The organism is Flavobacterium calami (assembly GCF_038290035.1).
GTDB lineage: Bacteria > Bacteroidota > Bacteroidia > Flavobacteriales > Flavobacteriaceae > Flavobacterium > Flavobacterium calami.
Genome location: NZ_JBBYHS010000006.1, coordinates 94,956 through 117,110 on the forward strand (window position 1 = coordinate 94,956; position 22,155 = coordinate 117,110).

Sequence of the window (22,155 nt, forward strand, 5' to 3'; positions counted from 1 at the left end):
AACATTTATCAACACCTTTACAATTCAACCTTTTTCCAAATAAAATCTTAATCAATTAAACGATTGGCTGAATAAAACTATCTTTGCACAGAATTTAGTACTTAAAACTAAATTCCTAACACCTAAGATATGTTATTCGAAGATTTATCACTTTCAAAAAGTATACAAAGAGCCGTATTTGAAGAAGGCTATTTAAATCCGACCCCAATTCAGGAACAGGCTATACCAGTTGTACTGGCCGGAAGGGATTTAATTGGCTGTGCACAAACCGGTACCGGAAAAACCGCTGCATTTGCAATTCCTATTATCCATCAATTACACCGAATAGTAGGATCATCAAAAAAAGCCAAACAAATTCGCGCCCTTATCGTTACTCCTACACGTGAACTGGCTGTACAAATCGGACAGAGTTTCGATACTTATGCTAAATATACCAATTTAACTCAACTCACTATTTTTGGAGGAGTTTCTCAAAATCCGCAAGTCGAAACCCTAAAAAAAGGAGTTGACATCCTTGTAGCTACACCGGGAAGGCTTTTAGACTTACATAAACAAGGTTTCTTAGACTTAAACCACTTACATGTTTTGGTTTTGGATGAAGCAGACCAAATGCTGGATATGGGTTTTGTAAATGATGTCAAAAAAATTGTAAAGCTAACACCTAAAAACAGACAAACTTTGTTCTTTTCAGCAACAATGCCAATTGCTATTCGTGAACTGGCTGAAATGTTTTTAACAGATCCTGAAACAGTAACTGTATCTCCGGTTTCTTCAACAGCAGAAAATGTAGAACAGCGTGTCTATTTTGTAGATAAAACTGAAAAAAGAAACTTGCTTTATCACTTAATAAAAACAGAAGGATTATCAAACGTACTGGTTTTTGCAAGAACCAAACACGGAGCAGATAATGTTGTAAAAGCCCTTAGAAAAAAAGACATCCCTGCAGAAGCAATTCATGGAGACAAATCCCAAAACGCAAGACAGCGTGTCTTGGATGCTTTCAAAAATAAAGAAGTGGGTGTATTGGTTGCCACTGATATTGCCGCAAGAGGAATTGATATAGACCAGTTACCGTTTGTAATCAATTTTGATTTACCAAATATCCCTGAAACGTACGTACACCGAATTGGAAGAACAGGACGTGCCGGAAATGGCGGAATTGCAATATCTTTCTGCGGAAAAGACGAGCACCCATACTGGAAAGACATACAGAAGTTAATCAAAGTGGATGTAAAAACCATTAACGACCATCCGTATCAATGGCATGCAGGAAGCCCTGATGCAACTGCAGAAAAACCTAAAAATTCAAACAGAAGCGGAGGAGCACATAAGTCCAGAAAATCAAACACTTCTAAGAAAAACAAAAAACGTTGGTACTAACAACCAACGTTTTTTTCTTCTAAAATAAGATTATTTATAATTTTAAATAATTTTACAGGCTCAAAAGGCTTCACTATAATATCATTCATACCAGAAGACAAAGCTTCTTCTGCAATTTCATCCTTATCAAAAGCAGTAAGAGCAATAACGGGTGTTACAATACCATTTGCGCGCAGTTTTCTTGTTGTTTCAAATCCGTTCATCACAGGCATATTGATATCCATTAATACCATATCAAACTCTTCTTGCTGCAATAATTCAATAGCGGTAAAGCCATCATTCGCAACACTGCATATATAATTATTTTTTTCTATTATTTTCCTGGTAACCAACTGATTGATAATATTATCATCTACTATCAAAACTTTACATAGATAGCCAGATTCCAAATCAAAATCAATTTCATCAATTGTAGTTTTATTCTTTTCAGAGTTATACTCAAAAGAAACTATAAAAGTAAATGTGGTTCCTTTCCCTATTTCGCTTTGAAGATAAATTGTACTTCCAAATAACTCAAGAAGTTTTTTTACAATGCTGAGTCCCAACCCTGTTCCCTGATAGTCTTGTTCTTTTCTGCCTACCTGTACAAACTTTTCAAAAACCTTATCCTGATCTGCTGCAGTAATTCCAATCCCGTTATCTTTCACCTGAAACTCAACAAAATGATGATTATCTTCTGTCTTTACCAAATCAGCTATAATTTCAACCTGCCCGTTTTTGGTAAATTTAAGTGCATTACTCACCAGATTCATCAAAATTTGTCCCAGCCTGAGTTTATCACCAATTAAATACTGCGGTATATCCGGATCAATATGTACAAAAAACTGATTGTTATTTTTCTGAGCCAAAAACGACAATGAATTTTTAATCATATTAATTTCTTCAAAAATATCGAAAACCGAATTTTCAAGAACCACTCTTTTTTCTTCAATTTTATTAATCTGAAGAATATCATTTACTAAAGACAATAAATAACGAGCAGAAAATTTTAACGAACTCAGATACTGGCTATCGGATAATTCCTTGTGCTCATCCGCAATTATATTTGTAATTCCGACCACACCATACAAGGGAGTACGCAATTCATGGCTAATAGTCGAAATAAAATGAGTTTTCATCTGAGAAGCTTCTTCTGCAATTTCTTTTGCTTTTAAGAGTTCTTCGTTGGTTTTTTTCCTGATAATATTGTTTTTATACAAACTAAAAATCAGAAATAAAAAAATGAATGATATCAAGACGAATAAAACCACAATAATTTTGGATTTTTTTAAATTTTGATATTGTACGATTTTCTCATTTTCAATCTTATCAATTTCCCTTTTGTATTCGTCCAGTTCCAAATTAATCCCGGCAGCCGAAGCTTTCTTCATTTTTTCCTGACTATACAGATTCTCTGTAATTTTATTGTACAGTTCCAGGTTTTTATAAGCTTCATTATACTTTTTTATTTTGTTCAAAAAATGAGAATATTCAAGATATGCAAAAGACAAATCGGACTTTTCTTCACTTATCAGGCCTAATTCTATTGCTTTCTTAAAATGAATGTCTGCACTTTTATAATCATTAATATAAGAGGAATACATCCCATTGAGCATTTCAACAACAACATCTGTTGATTTGTCTTTATTTTTCTGATCTCCATTAATAAATTTTAGAAAAGGAACACCTTCTTTAAACTTTCCGATATCAAAATAAGCCCATGCTATATTTACATTGGTAAAATATACCTGCTTAAAATCCCGGATTTTTAAACCATAAGCAATGGATTTTTTATAATAATGAATTCCTTTGTCAAACTGCTTTTTTTCAAAACAATATATGTTTCCTAAATTATTGTAAAGACTGTATTTTAGAGAGTCGTTATCTGTTTTATTTATGTATGACAAACTTTTGTTGTAGAAAAAAATAGCTTTGTCAAATTCTGCTAGTTCATTGTAGTTTCCTCCAATAATTTTATAAGAGTGCGCTATTAAATAATTGTTTTTTTTTAAGGAAGCATAATTTAGAGCAGTTCTGGAGTTGATTAATGATTTTTCAAAATTAGAGTTTTTAAAATCCTGCCATGCCTGTTTAATTAACTTGTGAATTTTAGCCTCTGAAATATCCTCATAATGAGCTTGTGCTGAACTACAGAAGCAATTCAGGAATAAAAAAAATAAAAGTATCCGCATTCGGGGCATAATTCGGCTAATTTCATCAAATATACACTTAAAAATAAAAAGAGCTGCATTTGATAAACAAATTACAACTCTTTTCTATAATTATTTGTAAAAAACACAAAGATTACACCTAAATCATTTTATACAATATTTTGTTCCTTATTACTTTCCCATTGCCCAACTACCGAAGTTGCCAATGCATTTCCTAAAACATTTGTTGCACTTCTAAACATGTCACAAAAATGATCTATGGGTAAAATCAGGGCAATTCCTTCAACCGGAATATCAAACATACCGCAGGTTGCCGCAACAACAACTAAACTCGCTCTCGGTACACCTGCAATTCCTTTACTGGTAAGCATTAAAACTAAAAGCATTACCATCTGGGAGCCTAAATCTAAATGTACATTGTAAAACTGTGCAATAAAGATACTCGCAAAGGTCATATACATCATACTTCCGTCAAGATTGAATGAATATCCAAGCGGAAGCATAAAAGATACAATTCTGTCTTTTACCCCAAAATTTTCAAGTTCTTCTGTCAGTTTGGGAAAAACAGCTTCACTGCTCGTTGTTCCAAAAGCAATTGCCAAAGGACCTATAATACGTTTTAGCAATTCAATCATTCTTCCTTTTAAGAAAATAAAACCTACTGCTATTAAAACCACCCATAATGTACCAATTCCCAACAAAAACGATCCAAAAAACTTAAAATAAGTAATAAGTAATTCTTCTGCATCACGAACAGCAAACACACCTGCAATAGCCCCAAAAACCCCTATTGGAGCGAAGTTCATCACATAATTCACCATCTTTAGTACAATATGCGACATCTTGTCCAAAGCACCAATAACAGGCTTTACCTTTTCTCCTAATGAAGCAGCGGCTAAACCGAAAAAGATTGAAAAAATTACAATCTGGAGAATTTCATTTGTCGCCATGGCTTCAATGATACTCTTAGGTACGATATGCTCTACAAAGTTTTCAAAAGATAAATTTTGTGTTTTGGCCGTTACTTCAGATGCGGCACCCATATCCACATTACCTAATTTAATACCAACACCTGGTTCTAAAATATTTACATAAAACAACCCTATTAACAATGATATAAAAGAAGCTGTAAAAAACCAACCAAGTGCTTTTCCCCCAATTCTTCCGACACTTTTTATATCTCCCAGTTTTGCAATTCCTACTACCAGAGTGGTAAAAACCAGCGGGGAAATAATCATTTGAACCAAACGTATAAAAATTGCCGCCAGCATTTTTATCTTGTTACTGAACGATTGTGCCGCTTCAGCAGAAATCGAATTATGCAGGATAATCCCTAAAACAGCGCCCAAAATCATCGCTATTAAAATTTGACCTGTCAGTCCGGAAAAAAAAGATTTTTTTGAATTTTGGATTGTATCCATGTATTTGAATTTATAATTAAAAAAAGACCCTCACTGCCTGCTTTTAAATTAATACGTTTTGTTGATTAAATAAAAATCAGCCAAAACAATAGCCGCCATAGCCTCAACAATAGGTACAGCTCTTGGTACTACACATGGATCATGACGCCCTTTTCCGGTCATCGGTGTAATATTTCCTTTGTTATCTAATGAATCCTGAGTCTGCATGATAGTCGCAACTGGTTTAAATGCTACTCTGAAGTAAATATCCATTCCGTTGCTGATTCCTCCCTGAATTCCTCCAGAAAGATTTGTCTTTGTAGTTCCGTCAGGATTGTATAAATCGTTATGTTCACTTCCTTTCATTTCTGAACCAGAGAAACCGCTTCCGTATTCAAAACCTTTAACAGCATTAATGGACAGCATTGCTTTACCTAATTCGGCATGCAGTTTATCAAAAACCGGCTCACCTAAACCTACAGGAACGTTCTGGATCACACATGAAACTACTCCTCCAACGGTATCTCCCTGTTTACGGATATCACGAATATATTCTTCCATAATTGCTGCCGATTTCTCATCAGGACAACGTACAGGATTGCTTTCTATTTTTGAAAAATCCAATTCCTGATAAGGTGTATCTAAATGAATTGGCCCGACAGACGAAACGTAGGCATTAATTTTAATTTCCGGCAACATTTGCTTTGCAATCGCACCCGCTACTACTCTGCTTGCGGTCTCACGTGCAGAACTTCTTCCTCCTCCACGATAATCCCTGAATCCGTATTTCTGATCGTACACATAATCAGCATGACTTGGTCTGTAATTATCTTTTATATGCGAATAATCATCTGATTTTTGATTGGTATTCGGTATAATAAATCCAATTGGTGTGCCTGTAGTTTTTCCTTCGAAAATTCCGGACAAAAACTGAACTGCATCCGGTTCTTTTCGTTGTGTTACAATTGCTGACTGCCCTGGTTTTCTTCTGGACATTTCAACTTCAATCGCCTCAAAATCAAGCTGAATTCCTGATGGACAACCGTCTATTATTCCGCCTAAAGCTTCTCCGTGAGATTCACCAAATGTGGTAACTTTATATAGTGTGCCGTAGCTATTTCCTGCCATTATAATTAGTTTTGAGCAAATGTAAGTTTTATGAATTAAATTAAAAAATTTAAAAACAGGATTTAAAGAAAGAGAACTCCCTTAAAAAATCATAATTTATTAAAATTCAGCTCAAATTAATAACCTTTTGGTAAAACAAAATCGATTCTGGTTTGCTTTATTTGCTAAACTTCAAATTAAGAAAAATTGAAAAAAAGAAACGTCGAACTGGTCATCATTTCCGATGTGCATTTGGGTACTTACGGCAGCCATGCCAAAGAACTAAACAACTATCTTTCAAGCATTAAACCCAAAACACTAATTTTAAATGGTGATATTATTGATGCCTGGCAGTTTAGAAAATCGTACTTTCCAAAATCTCATTTAAAAGTGATTCAGCGAATTATCGGAATGGCTTCTAAAGGCACAAAAGTGTATTATATTACCGGAAATCATGATGAAATCCTTAGAAAATTCAGTGACATGAATATGGGCAACTTTTCTTTGGTTGACAAACTGATTTTAGAATTAGATGGCAAAAAAGCATGGATTTTTCACGGAGACGTTTTTGATGCCTCTGTTCAGCACTCAAAATGGATTGCCAAACTCGGCGGTTTGGGCTATGACTATTTAATCCTCTGCAACCGCTTTGCAAACTGGTGCCTTGCAAAACTGGGTAAAGAACCCTATTCTTTTTCAAAAAAGATAAAAGCAAGTGTAAAAAAAGCCGTCAAATTTATTTCTGATTTTGAAACCACTGCTACGGATTTGGCAATCGAAAAAAAATATGATTATGTAATCTGCGGACATATTCACGAACCAAAAATCCTTACCAAAGAGAACAAACATGGCTCTACTATTTATCTAAACTCCGGAGACTGGATTGAAAACCTGACTGCACTTGAATATCATAAAAAGAGATGGAAACTATTCTCTTACACCCAGTCAAACTTTACCGAAACAGAAGAAAATCTCTTTGAAATGGAAGATATTTTAACTTCGCAAATACTTACTTCAATTATAAAACAACAGTAACTTTTTAAGTAGCAACACCTTATCTTTTTTTATAAAAAATATTCGTTTATTTTTTTCATAAACATGGAAATTACATAACAATTTTAGAGGATTTTATACGTTTCTGTATTACAGTAATTGTATTTTTGAAAAAAATTTATAACCATTTTTATTCTATGAAAAAAATAATTTTATCTGCCATTGCATTAGTAGGTTTCGCATTTACGGCTCAATCACAACAAATTTCTAAACACGCATTAGGATTACGTTTAGGGGACAATAACGGATTTGGAGGAGAAATATCATACCAATTAGGATTAAGCCAAAAAAACAGACTTGAATTCGATTTAGGCTGGAGAGACAATCATGACGTTGATGCCATAAAAGGTGTAGCACTTTACCAATGGGTTTGGAATATTGAAGGAGGTTTTAACTGGTATGCCGGTGTTGGTGGAGGTATTGCAACCTGGGATTACGATTATCATTATGGAAATGATCATTATAACGACAGTGGAACTTATGTTTTTGCTGCCGGAGATATTGGTGTAGAATACAGATTTAAAGAAATCCCTCTTACTTTATCATTTGATGCCAGACCAGAAATCGGATCAGGTTATTATGATGATGACAACTTTGGTTTTGATGTTGGATTTGGAGCAAGATTTAGATTCTAATTCTTAAACAACCAACTTCCTTTAATAAAAAAAATCCAGCTATATTTAATAGCTGGATTTTTTTATTTGACAATTATTTCTTTTTTTGATCTTATTTTTACAACGGTGTAAGGATACGTAATAACCTGCATCAGCATGGCATCAGGAGCAGGATTATTTTCTTTTACCGTAATAATGATATTTTTATCCGTTTCTTCTACCTTTTCAACTCCTATTGAGTAACCTCCTGTATTTTTTTGCCCCATATTCAGGATTACAAAATTAGAATTCGCAATATCACCTTGTTTAATTTTATCTTTTATATGTGGGTCATTCTGAAGCATTACAATTTCATTGGGTTCACTCAGGATTTCAAAAAACCTGATATTCCCGCCACCATCAGATTGTTCCGTTAAGATTTCATACAATTCCGTTGAATCAGATGTTTTTTTTGCTCCACAGGAAATTAAAACAAAAACTGTCAAAACCGAAATTACTTTTTTCATACCCTTTACTTTACAAATTAAAATTTCTATTCCTTATAATCGTCTATTGCTTTTTGATATAACGCTTCATACTTAGGTAATATGTTTTGGATATCAAATTTTTTAGCAACTTCCAATGCATTGTTTTTAAACTCCTTCAAAACTTTATCATCTTTAAGGATTTTAATAGCATTTTGAGCCATTTCATCAATATTTCCAACATCACTCAAATATCCGGATACACCATCATGATTAACTTCAGGCAGCCCCCCTGAATTACTTGAAATCACAGGAACTCCACATGCCATCGCTTCCAGAGCAGCTAAACCAAAACTTTCTGTTTCGGATGGCAGTAAAAATAAATCCGTCAGAAGTAAAATTTTATCTATTTCATTACTGTTTCCAAAAAAAATCACTTTATCCAGAATTCCTAACTCCTGACACAACAGTTCTGCATTTTCTTTTTCAGGACCGTCACCAACCATCATTAGTTTGGCAGGCATTTCTTTTTGAATCTGATAGAAAATCTTAACAATGTCCGGAATTCGTTTTACCTTTCTAAAATTACTGATATGTGTAATTATACGTTCTTCAGCCTTTGCCATAACACTACGATGACAAGGCGCTGCAGGGTCTTTAACTACCTTATCCAGTTCAATAAAATTTGGAATTACCTTAATCTTATTCTTGATTTTGAATAATTTCAGTGTATCATCTTTCAGACTTTGCGAAACTGAAGTCACATAATCTGATTTATTAATGCTAAATGTTACCGCCGGTTTGTAAAAAGGATGATTTCCAACTAAAGTAATGTCTGTTCCGTGAAGCGTTGTCACCATCGGAAGATTAATTCCTTCATTTTTCAGCATTTGCTTCGCCATATAACCCGCATAAGCGTGTGGAATAGCATAATGCACGTGCAATAACTCAATTTTATACAATTTCACCATATCAACCAGTTTGCTTGACAAAGCCAGCTCATAAGGCTGATAATGAAAAAGTGGATATTCAGGAACGTTTACTTCGTGATAATGAACATTAGGGTTCAAAAGTGCCAATCTTACGGGCTGGCTGTAGGTAATAAAATGTATTTCGTGTCCTCTTCTGGCTAATTCAAGACCTAACTCAGTGGCTACCACACCACTACCTCCAAAAGTAGGATAACAGACAATTGCTATTTTCATGTATTAAATTTAATACTACGAAAATACTCAAAAAACAGCTGTCCTCCAGCAATAAAAATGTTAGATTTTACTAAAATTATATCTCTTTCAAAATAAACCAAAATTTATCTATTTCTTAAAATTTATAATTTTTATAAGAAGCAGAAACCTGAATTTCCATAAAAACCTCATGTCCTGCTGTCCGCTATATCTTTTATGGCGAACTCCGCCATAAAAGGATGTCACTTCCATCAGGGCTAGGTTAGAAGTTTTTTTTTATGAAAATCCCCATTTCTCTCCCTGACAAATTTTAAATATTTTAAACTCAAATTAGTTTGAATAAAAAAGGCATAAAACCTAAATTTCATGCCCTCTCAAATATTTTATAATTCCCTGTTAGAAAAATCTTCTATGCCAGCTATCAGCTGCAGGAACTTCCCATGAGTCGTTAAATTCTTCAATATTGTTAACCAGATTATTGAACACAATTGTATTTTCAGAAACTGATTTGTCTTTTACCATTTTCTTAAAATCAATTAATGGTTTGTGTGCAATATGCTCTCCAAGTTTAAAAGTAACATTCATCTTATCCAGTAAGTCAACATTATATTTTCTTTCTAAACCCTGAATAAATTCAACCGAGCTATCAATAGAACATCCTGTTGCAGCTTGTACTTCCTGATTAACAGCCAATATAATAAAGCGATTGTATTTCAATAAAAATGAAGCTTCAAGACTTGTACCATGTGCAGCCCACTCTTCTACAAATGCCTTTAAATCGGTTTCGATTTCAGAAAATTCTTCCTCAGAAAATTTTCTGTTCGATTGATAAATCCAAACTCTGGATTCACCAGGTAAATTTTCAAAAGGTATATACATTGTTTTTTTCTTAATTATTTTAGTTCAGTATCAAAAGACAGACCTGATTATTGTTTCTCTAATTTGGTAAGGATTTTAAAATATCTGAATTCTTTTGCTTTCGTATCAAATAATTCAATCTCTGTATAACTTACTTTGAGCTTATCCTTTTTCTTTATTTCGTTGTTAGTCAGCAAAGATGCTGTGTCAAAATAATCCAGCAAAAGAAGACTATAACTTCTTCCGTTTTTATCTTTTATCTGCAAAGTCAAAAACTGTTCTGATTTAATATCTGTTACTTCACCAGTAACAAAAGCATCTTCTTCCTCGGTTTCTACATCTTTTTGAGATCCTTTTCCTAATTCCAGAATCATATTAGGACAAGTTTCAAGCATTTTCACACCAACTGCTTCCCCTAATCTGGTCATCCCTTCCTTGTCACCAAATTTTACTTTCTCATCACCTTTAAACTCAGACATGTGATCAGAATAACTTTTAATCATGCATAATCCTACAGCGGTTTTTAATTCATCCCCAGTAAAATTATCCGATTTGCCTTTTTTGGCATCCAGACATTCACACGTTTCTTTAGCTATAACGCTTAAAACATCTTGCGAATATGAAACAACATTAAAAAAAAGAACTGTTGTCAGTAAAAATATTTTTTTTATCATTTATTTTATAAATCTTGTGCGTTTGCGATAAGCTCTGCAATGTCCATTACTTTTACCTGCCCTTCTTTCTCTTTATTTTTAATACCATCAGTCAGCATGGTATTGCAAAACGGACATCCGGCTGCTATAATATCCGGCTGTATTTCAAGCGCATCTTCTGTTCTTTCTATATTCACTTCTTTATTTCCTGACTCAGCATCTTTAAACATTTGTGCTCCACCAGCTCCACAACATAGTCCATTTGCTTTTGAACGCTTCATTTCAACCAGCTCAACATCCAGTTTCTGAATCAAATCTCTCGGAGCCTCATAAACTTTATTCGCTCTCCCCAAATAACATGGGTCGTGAAAAGTGATTTTTTTTCCTTTAAACTGACCGCCTTCAACAGTCAACCTGCCATCCTCAATTAATGATTTTAAAAACTCTGTGTGATGAATAACTTCGTAATTACCTCCTAATTCAGGATATTCATTTTTCAAGGTATTGAAACAATGCGGACATGCAGTGACAATTTTTTTAGCTTCATAAGCATTCAGAACTTCAATGTTCATCATGGCCTGCATCTGAAACAAAAACTCGTTACCTGCTCTTTTCGCAGGATCTCCGGTACAGCTTTCTTCAGTACCCAGCACAGCAAAAGAAACATTTGTACGATTTAGAATTCGCACAAAAGCTTTTGTGATTTTCTTTGCTCTATCATCAAAACTTCCTGCACAACCAACCCAAAACAACACTTCAGGCTGTTTTCCTTCGGCCAGCATTTCTGCCATTGTTGGTACTACTAAATTTTCTGACATTTCATTTTTTTGTTTAAAGTTTAAAATTCCATGTTTTAATCTGAAACTTTAAATTAGGTGTATTAACTATTCTAAACGGTTATAAATAACCCAATCAAGCTATTTTAATTTTCGTTTTTCCAGTTCAATCGGTCTTGTTGGCTGTATTGCCAAGGCGCTCCATTGTTTTCTATATTACTCATCATCGCATTTAGCGACATTGGTGCAGCACTTTGTTCCATTACTAAATAACGGCGCATATCCATAATAATAGACAACGGACTGATATTAACAGGACATTCTTCAACACAGGCATTACAAGACGTACACGCCCATAATTCTTCAGGTGTAATATAATCGTTTAATAAAGTTTTATTATCAGGAACAAAAACCCCTTTATTCGTGTCGATATTTTTCCCCACTTCCTGCAAACGATCTCTTGTATCCATCATAATTTTTCGTGGAGACAATTTTTTACCCGTTTGATTTGCCGGACATGATGATGTACAACGCCCACATTCAGTACAGGTGTAAGCATTTAATAATTGTACCCAGTTTAGATCCTGAACATCACTTGCACCAAATTTTGCAGGAACAGCATTTTCATCTGCAGGAGCAGCAGCAAACGGATCTGCATTTGGATCCATCATTAATTTTACTTCTTTAGTAACCGAAGCCAAATTATCAAATTGACCCTGAGGTTTTAAATTAGCGAAATAAGTATTTGGGAAGGCTAAAAGAATATGCAGGTGTTTTGAAAAATATAAGTAGTTCATAAAACATAAAATACCTACAATATGCAACCACCAAAATGCTTCAAATAAGACAACAACCAATTCATTTGACATTCCGTTAAAAATTGGCGCTATGTACTGACTAATTGGAAAACTGCCTGCCTTATGAAAAACTCCGCCCGGCACATTTTGCAAGTGCAAATCAGCGGCATTCATCAATAAAAACAGAATCATTAATACTGTTTCAAAATACAGAATATAATTAGCGTCACTTTTAGGAAAGCCCTTTAAATCAGAATGTATAAACCGTTTTAGTCTAATCAGATTTCTTCTGATCCAGAAAACGGCTACAGCAAAAATTACAAGTATTGCTAATATTTCAAATGAAGCTATTAAAACATCATAAACTCCTCCTAAAAAAGGTGCAAAAACTCTATGAGTTCCTATCAATCCATCGATAATAATTTCGAGTAACTCGATATTGATAATTACAAATCCTACATACACAAAAATATGAAGTATTCCGGCTATAGGGCGCTTGACCATTTTCGACTGCCCCAGTGCAATCATAGCCATATTTGTCCAGCGCTCTTTAGGATTATCATTCCTCTTTACATCAACACCCAAATTGATATTTCGGATGATTTTTTTGATGTTTGAAGCAAAAAAACCAAAACCGGCTATTAGAATTATAGCAAACAAAATATTATCAAGATAGCTCATTGCTGTTATTTTTTAGTCGTCGGATTCTCCTCTTCTGTTGGCGCTACATAAGGTTTGTTTTTCTTTCCAAAAACCGAAACATTTACATAACGTGTTGGATGCAGGCGTACATCCTGCAATAATAACTCTAATTCTTTTGATGTTTTTGCCAGATTATTATACAATGCATCATCATTTAATAATTTTCCTGCTGTACCTTTTCCTGAATTTAAATTTGCCATAAGTCCATCAACTTTAGCTAATGTCTGATTCAGGTTTCTGACTGTTTTCCCTAAATCAGCCTTATTTAAAGTATCCGATATTTTATTGAAGTTACCAGACATCTTGTTTAAATTTGTCACGATTCCGTTTATCTGACCTTTATTAGTATCTAAAATAGAATTCAGACTACCTGAGGCTTTATGAAACTGCTCCATTGTCTGACTTAACTCAGCTATTGTTTTCTTCAGGTTTTCTTGTGTTTTTTGGTCTAAAGTATTGTTTAGTCCTGTAACCAAAACATCAATATTTACCAGCATCTTTTCCAGTTTTTGCTGAATCGGCTCAATTTTCCCTCCTAAAGATTCTGTCAGGCCTAACTCGACTGTGCTTAAAAGAGTCTGACCGTCTTCGGCAGGATCTTTGTCTGCTAAGTTAGGAACAATCTTTATCTGTTTTCCTCCTATTAAACTTGGCGAATACAAAGAAGCTTTACTGGTTTTAGAAATAGGAAAATCTGTTTTTAATTGTAGTTCAACTAATAATTTACCTGTTACTTCATTTATTGTAATCTTATTTACTTTACCAATTACAAGACCATTTAATGTAACAGGAGCTGTAGACGCAAGATCTTCAACATTGTCATACTCAACATATAATGTTTTATAATTCGTAAAAAGCTCCCTGCCCTTTAAAAAACTATAACCCCAGATAAATAATAAAATGGACGTAATGACTAAAATAGCCGTTTTGATTTCTCTTGTTAGTTTCAAAATTGTAAGTGTTTGTACAAAATTAATATAAATATTCGAACTTACCAGTATTATTTGATAGCGTCCTGAATACTGATTTTTTCACCGTTTTTGGTTGCTACCAAAAAAGAAGCTCCATATCCTTTACTCTTAGCTTCTTGTAAATATTTTTTAGCGGTTTCGTAATCTGAAGTTTCCTGATAAAAATATTTGTAAATATTATTTTCATAGATCATCGTTACGTTTTTAAGGCCTTTAAAATTTTTAGGTTCCAAAGGCGTTTTTTTGATACTTGCAATAAGCTGCACCTTAAAAAAAGTTCCTTTTGGAGCTTCCTTTTCAACCTTTGGCGCTGACTCTGCAACTTTAGGCTTAGCAGTATCTTTTACAGGTTTTGCTTCATTAATTTCCTGAGCTCCTGTTCCAAAATATTCTCTTTTGTAACTTAAAATAGCCTGTGCAATTGCTTCAGCTATATCATTTTGACCGGCTTCTGAGTTTAAAATATCTCCTTCTGTTGGATTTGATACGAAACCTGTTTCTACCAAAACCCTTGGCATATAAGCCTTATGAAGCACCATAAAAGGAGCCTGCTTAACTCCGCCATGACGAAGTTTTTTTCCTAATTTTTCAAAATTATCCTCAATTTTACTTGCTAATGAAATGCTGTTGTCTAAATATTCCTCCTGCATTAAAGTCATCCCAATCATTGATTCAGGAGAATTTGGATCGTAACCTTCATACTTTCGTTTATAATCTTTTTCTAAAGTAATTACCGAGTTCTCTTTTTTGGCAGCTTCAAGATTTGATGCAACTTTACTCAAACCCATCACATAGGTTTCTGTTCCGTCTGCAGCTGTGTTTTTATTAGCATTACAATGTATTGAAACAAAAATATTAGAATTGGCTCTGTTTGCAATATTGGCTCTTTCGACCAAATCTATAAAAACATCCGTTTTACGTGTATAAATGACATGAACATTCGGACTAGCCTCTAATATTTTCCCTACTTTAAGCACAATAGCCAAAGCAATATTTTTTTCAATACGCCCACTATAAACAGCTCCAAAATCATGATCTCCATGACCTGCATCAAGCGTTACCTTAAACACATTAGCCTGACTAAAAGCGCAAAATGAAATTGTCAATAGAAAAAAACTAAAAATTAGTCTAGTTTTGTTAAAAAAGTTCATAAATCTAAAAGTTAATTTTAATAAAATGCAACAGTTATAATTTTTACAATTGATTATTTTTGCCAAAAAATTATATGTAAGTTTGACATGTCAAAAAACAAGCCATAATTTTACAAAAATAGCATTTAAACCTTTGCACACAAACTTATTTAATATCGTTTTAGTATCATTTTTCCTTACACTGGGATATGGTAATTTATATTCACAAGATATAAAAGCCAAAAAAAAACCTTTAACAGCTGTAAAACAAACCAGTAACCCTAAAATCACTACTACAGACAGTACAAAAACCATAACTGACACTGTTAAACTGGATACTGTAAAAGCTAAAAAGACTTTTCTTGACGGAAAAGTAAAATATGTAGCTAAAGATTACGCTAAAATAGATCAGAAGAAAAAAAGAATTACCCTTTATAATGAAGCTGAATTATATTACAAAGATGTAGAATTAAAATCCGGAATTATTGTCCTTGATTACGAAAAAGACGAAGTCTATGCCGGAAGGATAAAAGATTCTACGGGAACTTTGATACAATATCCAAATTTCAAACAGGGATCTAATGAAGTTCAGCCGGATTCTATTCGCTTTAATTTCAAAACAAAGAAAGCTTTAATTTACAACTCCAGAACGGAGCAAGGTGAATTTAAAATAAAAGCGCAGATTACCAAAAAAGAAAATGATTCTGTTTATTATTTGAAAGGAGCCCGTTTTACTACTTCTACAGATGTGGATAATCCTGAATATTATTTCAGAACCAGCAGAGTCAAATTCGTTCCAAATAAAAAAGTAGTTGTCGGCTTAACCAATATGGTTATTGCAGATGTCCCTACACCTATTGCATTACCTTACGCCTATTTTCCTATGAGTCAGGAAAAAAGTGTTTCAGGTATTATCCTGCCTAGTTATAACGATTCCAATACCAGAGGATTTTCTTTGCAAAACGGAGGATATTATTTTGCCTTAAGCGACAATTATGATTTAACGGCTCTTGGAGATTATTATACTAACGGAAGTTACGCCCTGCGGTTTGAATCCTCCTATGCCAAAAGATATAAATTTAGAGGAAATGTGAATGTTCGTTTTGAAAATTTAATAACCAGCGAAAGAGGTTATCCCGATTATTCAAAGCAAAACATTTACAACATCCAGTGGTCTCATTCAAAAGACTCAAAATCGAATCCGAATTCAAGTTTTTCTGCCTCTGTCAATATGGGTAGTAGTAAATATTTCAAACAATCTATCAATCAGGCCAATGTTGGTTCAAGCTTAAATAATACGCTTAGTTCTTCTATTTCCTGGAACAAAACTTTCAATACTATTCCACAAGCCAGAATAGCATTAACTGCAACACATTCTCAAAACACCCAGACAGAACAAATTAGTATGACTCTTCCTTCTTTGCAGGGAAGTATTGATCGTATCTATCCTTTTGTTGGAAAAGACGGTGTAAAAAAAGGATTAATTAAAAACATCAATTTACAATACAATCTAAGCGGTAAAAACAGTTTTACTACTACAGATTCGTTATTTTTCAAACCTCAGATGTTTGAAAATGCTCAAATTGGAATGCAGCATAGTATCCCAATTAGTACCAATTTTAAAATATTCAAATATTTTAGTGCCAGTGCCTCAACAAATTATCAGGAAACATGGGTAACAAAAACAATTAACAGGTCTTATGATGAGAACTTAAATACAGTTGTAGACAAAACAGTTAATGGTTTTGACGCTTTTAGAACATACAATTTTAGTTCTAGTTTAGGAACCACTATTTATGGTACTTTCAAATTTGGTGATACAAAAAAAATACAAGCTATACGTCATGTTATGCGCCCATCTTTTTCCTATTCTTACACTCCAAGTTTTGAAAAATATTATGACACCTATGCTATAGATGCTACCGGTAAAACTTATAAAGATTATACCCGATTTGAAAATGGCGTTTACGGACAACCTGGTAAATCTAATTCTAACATTATAGGTTTTGACCTGAGCAATACTTTTGAAGCCAAGGTAACAGATAAGGACAGCACAAAAACAGAACCGAAGAAAATGATGCTGTTGAACAATTTAAATTTCAGCACCAGTTATAATTTTAATGCTGACGGAGTAACAACATTCGCACTCGAACCTGTTCGTGTTAGCGGAGGAACTCAATTGTTTGACAATAAAATGAATGTCAATTTTGCTGCAACTTTAAACCCTTATGCAATTGATAATTCAGGTCAGCAAATCAACGAATTTAATATTAATAACGGAGGAAGTCTTTTCAGAATGACAAGCGCCAATATGACCTTAAATTATTCTTTTTCAAATAAAAACGAAAAAAAGGACGAAAACAAACAAAGTCAACGAAACGGGGGGCGTAGCGATGATTTATTTGGAACAAATACTGATTTGAATGACACAAGGAAAAGCCAGTTTTCAGAGGAAGATTCTGAAAATGTTATTACCGAATTTTTTAATTCAAAACTCCCATGGGACATGACAATGGCTTATTCATTGACCTATTCGAATGCAAGCAGGGAAAACAAAATTACCGGAAATTCGATAATGGTTTCTGCCAATATGGATATTACTCCTAAATGGAAAGGCGGAATTTCAACCGGTTATGATTTTGTTCAAAAAGGGGTTACATTTACACAACTCCGTTTTGAAAGAGATTTATTGAGCTGGAGAATGTCTTTTAACTGGACTCCGTTAGGACCATATTCAAACTGGAACTTCTTTATAGGAATTAAATCCGGAATGCTTAGCGACATCAAATACAACAAACGAAGCGCTACAAACCGATAATCAATATTACAGAATTTAATATTTTTTTGATATGAAAAAAATAATCTTTACCGAAAAAGCTCCTGCTCCTATAGGCCCTTACAATCAGGCTGTATTAACAGGAAACACGCTTTATGCTTCAGGACAAATAGCCATAAATCCTTCAACAGGTGAACTTGTAACCGAAAATATCAATGATGAAACGCATCAGGTAATGCAAAACATTGCTGCTATTCTTGAAGCAGCAGAAATGACTTTTGAGAATGTGGTAAAAACTTCTATTTTCATCATGGACATGAACAATTTTGCAGCAATAAATACCGTTTACGGCTCTTATTTTAACGAAAAAACCGCTCCAGCACGTGAAACGGTTCAGGTGGCATGTCTGCCTAAAAATGTAAATGTTGAGATTTCTATAATCGCTGTGCAATAGCATCTAATAATAATTGTGCCGTAGCTTCATTAGTAGCCAGCGGCACATTATGCACATCACAAACTCTTATCAGCATATTAATATCTGCTTCATGCGGATGACTCGACAAAGGATCCTTAAAAAAGAAAACCATCTGGGTTAACCCTTCTGCAACCCTACCAGCTATCTGAGCATCCCCACCCAAGGGCCCTGAAAGCATACGTTTTGTTTTAAAACCTGCTGCTTCAGCTTTTCCTCCGGTAGTACCTGTTCCTATTAAATTTATATTTTCATTTTGCAGAACAGTCGTATTTTTAATCAAAAAATTAATCAAATCTGCTTTTTTTCCATCATGTGCAATAATTGCAATTTCCATTCTAATTCTTTATTTATTAGCAACGTGATAAGCTATCAGACCATCAATAGGACGCCTTAAAACATTACCAAGCCTAAGTTCATATTTATCAAATATCTCCTGTAATTCATCCTTTAAATAAAAAGCTATAGAGCCTACAAAATGAACAGGAACCTCCTGATAGTTATCATATTGTTTAATGTAGTTTTTAACGAAAGATTTCATCCCTTTAAAGATAATTTTTCTGCAAAATTCAGAATCTTTATGCTGAATTAAAAACTTAGCAAAAGTAGCCAGATAAGCATTTGGATTTGGTTCTTTGTATAATTTGTTTTTGATAAAATCAGGATCCAGATTATACTCTTTTTCAAACTCAGCTGCCATTTCTTTAGGCATTTTATTAAAATAATACTTTCTGATTAATTCTTTACCTAAAACATTACCACTACAGTCATCCATGGCAATATACCCTAACGACTGTACTTTTTGATGCAATATTTTTCCATCAAAATAACTGCAATTAGAACCTGTACCCAAAATACTAACAATCGCCTCTTCTCCTTTTGGTGTAGTTGCATAAACAGCTGCATAGGTATCCTCATGAACCTCTACAATCGCATTTTCAAAATACTCCTGAAATACCTGAGACAAAGAAAGCTTCATTCTGTCTGTTCCACACCCTGCGCCGTAAAAGAACAAATGAGTAGCTTCTTTTCTGTTCTGGGAAATATCAAAACGATCATTTACTCTTTCAATAATTTCAGGCCCTTCCAGAATTTCAGGATTTAATCCTAAAGTCTGTGTCGTAAACAATACCTTTCCATTATCATCAATTGCTATCCAGTCTGCTTTAGTAGAACCGCTGTCAACTATTAATTTCATTTTAGTCTAGTTTTTTTAATTAGTTTTTCCTTTAATTAAAAGTGTATTTTTCACATTAATTAAAGATGTGACAAAATAAGAAAATCCCGTTACTTTGAAATAACGGGATTTTATCATTTTATAAAATATTATTTTAAACCTGCGATATGTACTGACAAATCGATTAGTTTACTTGAATATCCGTACTCATTATCATACCATGATACCAATTTGAAGAAAGTTGAATTTAAACCAATTCCAGCAGTTGCATCAACGATTGAAGTTCTTTTGTCAGAAATAAAATCCTGAGAAACAACAGCATCTTCAGTATATCCTAAAATACCTTTCAATTCATTTTCAGAAGCTTTTTTCAAAACAGCCATAATTTCTTCGTATGAGGTTTCTTTAGCCAATTTCACAGTTAAATCTACTGTAGAAACGTCAGCAGTAGGAACACGGAAAGCCATACCTGTTAGTTTTCCATTCAAAGAAGGGATAACTTTTCCAACTGCTTTTGCAGCACCAGTTGAAGAAGGAATGATATTGATTGCAGCTGCACGTCCACCTCTCCAGTCTTTTCTAGAAGGTCCGTCAGCAGTCATTTGAGTTGAAGTTGTAGCATGAACAGTAGTCATTAAACCTTCAACGATTCCAAAATTATCATTAATAACTTTAGCTAAAGGAGCTAAACAGTTTGTAGTACAAGAAGCGTTAGAAACAACTAAATCAGAAGCTTTTGCAGTTTCGTGATTAACTCCCATTACAAACATTGGAGCGTCAGCAGAAGGAGCAGAAATGATTACTTTTTTAGCACCACCTTTTAAGTGCTCACTTGCAGTTTCGATAGTTGTGAAGATACCTGTACATTCTGCAACAACGTCAACATCAACTTCATTCCATTTTAAATCAGCAGGATTTCTTTCTGCAGTGATACGGATATTTCTTCCGTTTACATACAATTTTCCTTCTTTAACTTCTACAGTTCCGTCGAAACGTCCGTGTACTGAATCATATTTTAATAAATAAGCTAAGTGATCTACATCTAACAAGTCATTGATTGCAACAACTTCTACATTATCTCTATTGAAAGACTCTCTAAAAACGATTCTTCCAATACGTCCAAATCCGTTTATTCCTAATTTTACTTTTGACATTTTACTCGATTTTGTTTTTGTTTTTATTTAACTGATTTAAAGTTTAATTTTCTCACTATAAACTTCGTTTCTTTTATGTTGACATGATATCAGATACTCTTAGTAACTCCATATCAATTTCAGATTTACCTTTAATTGCCTGTTCCAAAGGAGTCAAAGTTACTTTGTCTTCTTTTAATCCGACCATATAATTGGACTTCCCGTCAATTAATGATTCTACGGCTTTTACTCCTAAGCGACTTGCTAAAACACGGTCAAAACATGATGGAGAACCTCCACGCTGCATGTGTCCCAGAACAGAGACCCTTACGTCATACTCAGGCAGGTTGGCTTCTACATAATCTTTTAGTTCGAATACGTTTTTACCAATTTTATCCCCTTCAGCAATAACTACTATACTTGATGATTTTCCTGAAGCTTTACTTTTTTGAAGAGAATCTAAAAGTCTCTCGAGACCTAAATCTTCTTCAGGAATAAGAATTTCTTCGGCTCCTGCACCGATACCTGCATTAAGAGCAATGTGTCCGGCATCTCTACCCATAACCTCTACAAAAAACAAACGGTTATGTGAACTGGCAGTGTCCCTGATTTTATCAATACAATCTACAACAGTATTTAAGGCTGTATCATAACCTAAAGTATGACTTGTTCCAAAAATATCATTATCTATTGTACCTGGGATTCCCATTACCGGAAAGCCGTATTCTGAATTAAAAATCAATCCTCCGGTAAAACTTCCGTCACCTCCAATAACAACAAGAGCATCTACTCCAGCTTTTACCAGATTATCATAAGCTTTTTTTCTACCTTCCGGTGTTTTGAATTCAAGTGAACGGGCAGACTTTAAAATCGTCCCTCCCTTATTTACAATGTTATTTACACTTCGGGGTCCCATTTCCTTGAAGTCACCTTCAATCATTCCCTGATACCCTCTATAAATTCCCAAACATTCTATATTATGATAAGCACACGTTCGAACAACTGAACGTATTGCTGCATTCATTCCCGGTGAGTCTCCTCCTGAAGTAAGAACACCTACTTTTTTTATCGTTTTTGGCATTATTTAAGTATTAAAGTGTAAATTTAGCAAACATTAAGCAGTTTCCAGTTAATGATTGTAACAAATTAGTAAAAAAACCTAATTCAAACGTTTTCGGTTAATAAGTTTTTCAAACCTAAAAAATTCATTTAAAATAATAAAAGACACATTTTTTAATTAATAATGTAAAATTAACATTCTATAAATGAAGTGTTATAAATCTTTAATTTTTTAGATTTAGATAAAACTACAAAAAAGAATCAACACCTATCCGGGAAATGATTTAAAAATCATCCTT

Annotated in this window: 20 protein-coding genes; 5 read left to right on the forward strand and 15 right to left on the reverse strand. The window is 33.8% G+C overall.

The features are described from left to right. Positions 1-129 precede the first annotated feature (129 nt). Entirely contained in the window at positions 130-1,380 is a 1,251-nt protein-coding gene (locus AAEO57_RS06855; protein WP_341690896.1) for a DEAD/DEAH box helicase, read from the forward strand. Here AAEO57_RS06855 and AAEO57_RS06860 read toward each other — a convergent pair. From AAEO57_RS06860 to aroC, 3 genes are all read right to left on the reverse strand, one after another. After that, entirely contained in the window at positions 1,377-3,551 is a 2,175-nt protein-coding gene (locus AAEO57_RS06860) for a response regulator (RefSeq protein WP_341690897.1), read from the reverse strand. The genes AAEO57_RS06855 and AAEO57_RS06860 overlap by 4 nt on opposite strands. Before the next feature lie 128 nt (positions 3,552-3,679). After that, on the reverse strand, positions 3,680-4,951 hold the full coding sequence (locus AAEO57_RS06865; protein ID WP_341690899.1) for a dicarboxylate/amino acid:cation symporter: 1,272 nt from the start codon (positions 4,949-4,951) through the stop codon (positions 3,680-3,682). A 48-nt stretch (positions 4,952-4,999) separates the two neighbouring features. Then, positions 5,000-6,058 carry a chorismate synthase gene (gene aroC, locus AAEO57_RS06870; RefSeq protein WP_163410371.1) on the reverse strand — a complete coding sequence of 353 codons (1,059 nt, stop codon included), beginning with the start codon at positions 6,056-6,058 and terminating at the stop codon, positions 5,000-5,002. Between the two features lie 186 nt (positions 6,059-6,244). Between aroC and AAEO57_RS06875 the strand changes: the two genes are divergently transcribed. Further along, entirely contained in the window at positions 6,245-7,072 is an 828-nt protein-coding gene (locus tag AAEO57_RS06875) for a UDP-2,3-diacylglucosamine diphosphatase (RefSeq protein ID WP_341690903.1), read from the forward strand. A 155-nt stretch (positions 7,073-7,227) separates the two neighbouring features. Beyond that, the gene (locus tag AAEO57_RS06880) at positions 7,228-7,725 is read left to right on the forward strand and encodes a hypothetical protein (protein WP_341690904.1); all 498 of its coding nucleotides are present in this window, start codon (positions 7,228-7,230) and stop codon (positions 7,723-7,725) included. 62 nt (positions 7,726-7,787) lie between these two features. Here the strand turns inward: AAEO57_RS06880 and AAEO57_RS06885 are convergent, their stop codons facing one another. The 8 genes from AAEO57_RS06885 to AAEO57_RS06920 all read right to left on the reverse strand — a co-directional run bounded on the left by AAEO57_RS06885 (position 7,788) and on the right by AAEO57_RS06920 (position 15,260). Then, complete coding sequence (locus AAEO57_RS06885) at positions 7,788-8,210, reverse strand: protease complex subunit PrcB family protein (protein WP_341690906.1); 423 nt, start codon at positions 8,208-8,210, stop codon at positions 7,788-7,790. Positions 8,211-8,236: 26 nt separating this feature from the next. Beyond that, complete coding sequence (gene bshA / locus AAEO57_RS06890) at positions 8,237-9,373, reverse strand: N-acetyl-alpha-D-glucosaminyl L-malate synthase BshA (protein WP_341690908.1); 1,137 nt, start codon at positions 9,371-9,373, stop codon at positions 8,237-8,239. Positions 9,374-9,748: 375 nt separating this feature from the next. Continuing rightward, positions 9,749-10,231, reverse strand: a complete 483-nt coding sequence (locus tag AAEO57_RS06895; protein WP_341690910.1) for an ABC transporter ATPase — start codon at positions 10,229-10,231, stop codon at positions 9,749-9,751. A gap of 47 nt (positions 10,232-10,278) precedes the next feature. Continuing rightward, positions 10,279-10,884: a hypothetical protein gene (locus AAEO57_RS06900; RefSeq protein WP_341690912.1), complete on the reverse strand. Its 606-nt coding sequence runs from the start codon at positions 10,882-10,884 to the stop codon at positions 10,279-10,281. Between the two features lie 5 nt (positions 10,885-10,889). After that, complete coding sequence (locus AAEO57_RS06905) at positions 10,890-11,681, reverse strand: (Fe-S)-binding protein (protein WP_341690914.1); 792 nt, start codon at positions 11,679-11,681, stop codon at positions 10,890-10,892. Positions 11,682-11,785: 104 nt separating this feature from the next. Beyond that, positions 11,786-13,117, reverse strand: coding sequence for a 4Fe-4S dicluster domain-containing protein (locus AAEO57_RS06910; RefSeq protein WP_341690916.1), 1,332 nt, complete (start codon positions 13,115-13,117; stop codon positions 11,786-11,788). A 5-nt stretch (positions 13,118-13,122) separates the two neighbouring features. Then, complete coding sequence (locus AAEO57_RS06915; protein WP_341690918.1) at positions 13,123-14,088, reverse strand: MlaD family protein; 966 nt, start codon at positions 14,086-14,088, stop codon at positions 13,123-13,125. A gap of 50 nt (positions 14,089-14,138) precedes the next feature. Then, the gene (locus AAEO57_RS06920) at positions 14,139-15,260 is read right to left on the reverse strand and encodes an N-acetylmuramoyl-L-alanine amidase family protein (RefSeq protein WP_341690921.1); all 1,122 of its coding nucleotides are present in this window, start codon (positions 15,258-15,260) and stop codon (positions 14,139-14,141) included. Positions 15,261-15,342: 82 nt separating this feature from the next. Between AAEO57_RS06920 and AAEO57_RS06925 the strand changes: the two genes are divergently transcribed. Together AAEO57_RS06925 and AAEO57_RS06930 are read left to right on the forward strand one after the other, a co-directional pair. Continuing rightward, on the forward strand, positions 15,343-18,057 hold the full coding sequence (locus tag AAEO57_RS06925; protein ID WP_423972142.1) for a putative LPS assembly protein LptD: 2,715 nt from the start codon (positions 15,343-15,345) through the stop codon (positions 18,055-18,057). A 31-nt stretch (positions 18,058-18,088) separates the two neighbouring features. Beyond that, positions 18,089-18,469 carry a RidA family protein gene (locus tag AAEO57_RS06930; RefSeq protein WP_341690925.1) on the forward strand — a complete coding sequence of 127 codons (381 nt, stop codon included), beginning with the start codon at positions 18,089-18,091 and terminating at the stop codon, positions 18,467-18,469. Here the strand turns inward: AAEO57_RS06930 and AAEO57_RS06935 are convergent. The 4 genes from AAEO57_RS06935 to pfkA form a co-directional block, all read right to left on the reverse strand. Further along, entirely contained in the window at positions 18,450-18,824 is a 375-nt protein-coding gene (locus AAEO57_RS06935) for a methylglyoxal synthase (protein ID WP_341690927.1), read from the reverse strand. The two genes, AAEO57_RS06930 and AAEO57_RS06935, sit on opposite strands and share 20 nt — an antisense overlap. A gap of 9 nt (positions 18,825-18,833) precedes the next feature. Further along, positions 18,834-19,685, reverse strand: a complete 852-nt coding sequence (locus AAEO57_RS06940) for an N-acetylglucosamine kinase (RefSeq protein ID WP_341690929.1) — start codon at positions 19,683-19,685, stop codon at positions 18,834-18,836. Between the two features lie 128 nt (positions 19,686-19,813). Beyond that, positions 19,814-20,818: a type I glyceraldehyde-3-phosphate dehydrogenase gene (gene gap / locus AAEO57_RS06945; protein WP_163396584.1), complete on the reverse strand. Its 1,005-nt coding sequence runs from the start codon at positions 20,816-20,818 to the stop codon at positions 19,814-19,816. A gap of 73 nt (positions 20,819-20,891) precedes the next feature. After that, positions 20,892-21,878 carry a 6-phosphofructokinase gene (gene pfkA, locus AAEO57_RS06950; protein ID WP_341690933.1) on the reverse strand — a complete coding sequence of 329 codons (987 nt, stop codon included), beginning with the start codon at positions 21,876-21,878 and terminating at the stop codon, positions 20,892-20,894. Positions 21,879-22,155 lie beyond the last annotated feature (277 nt).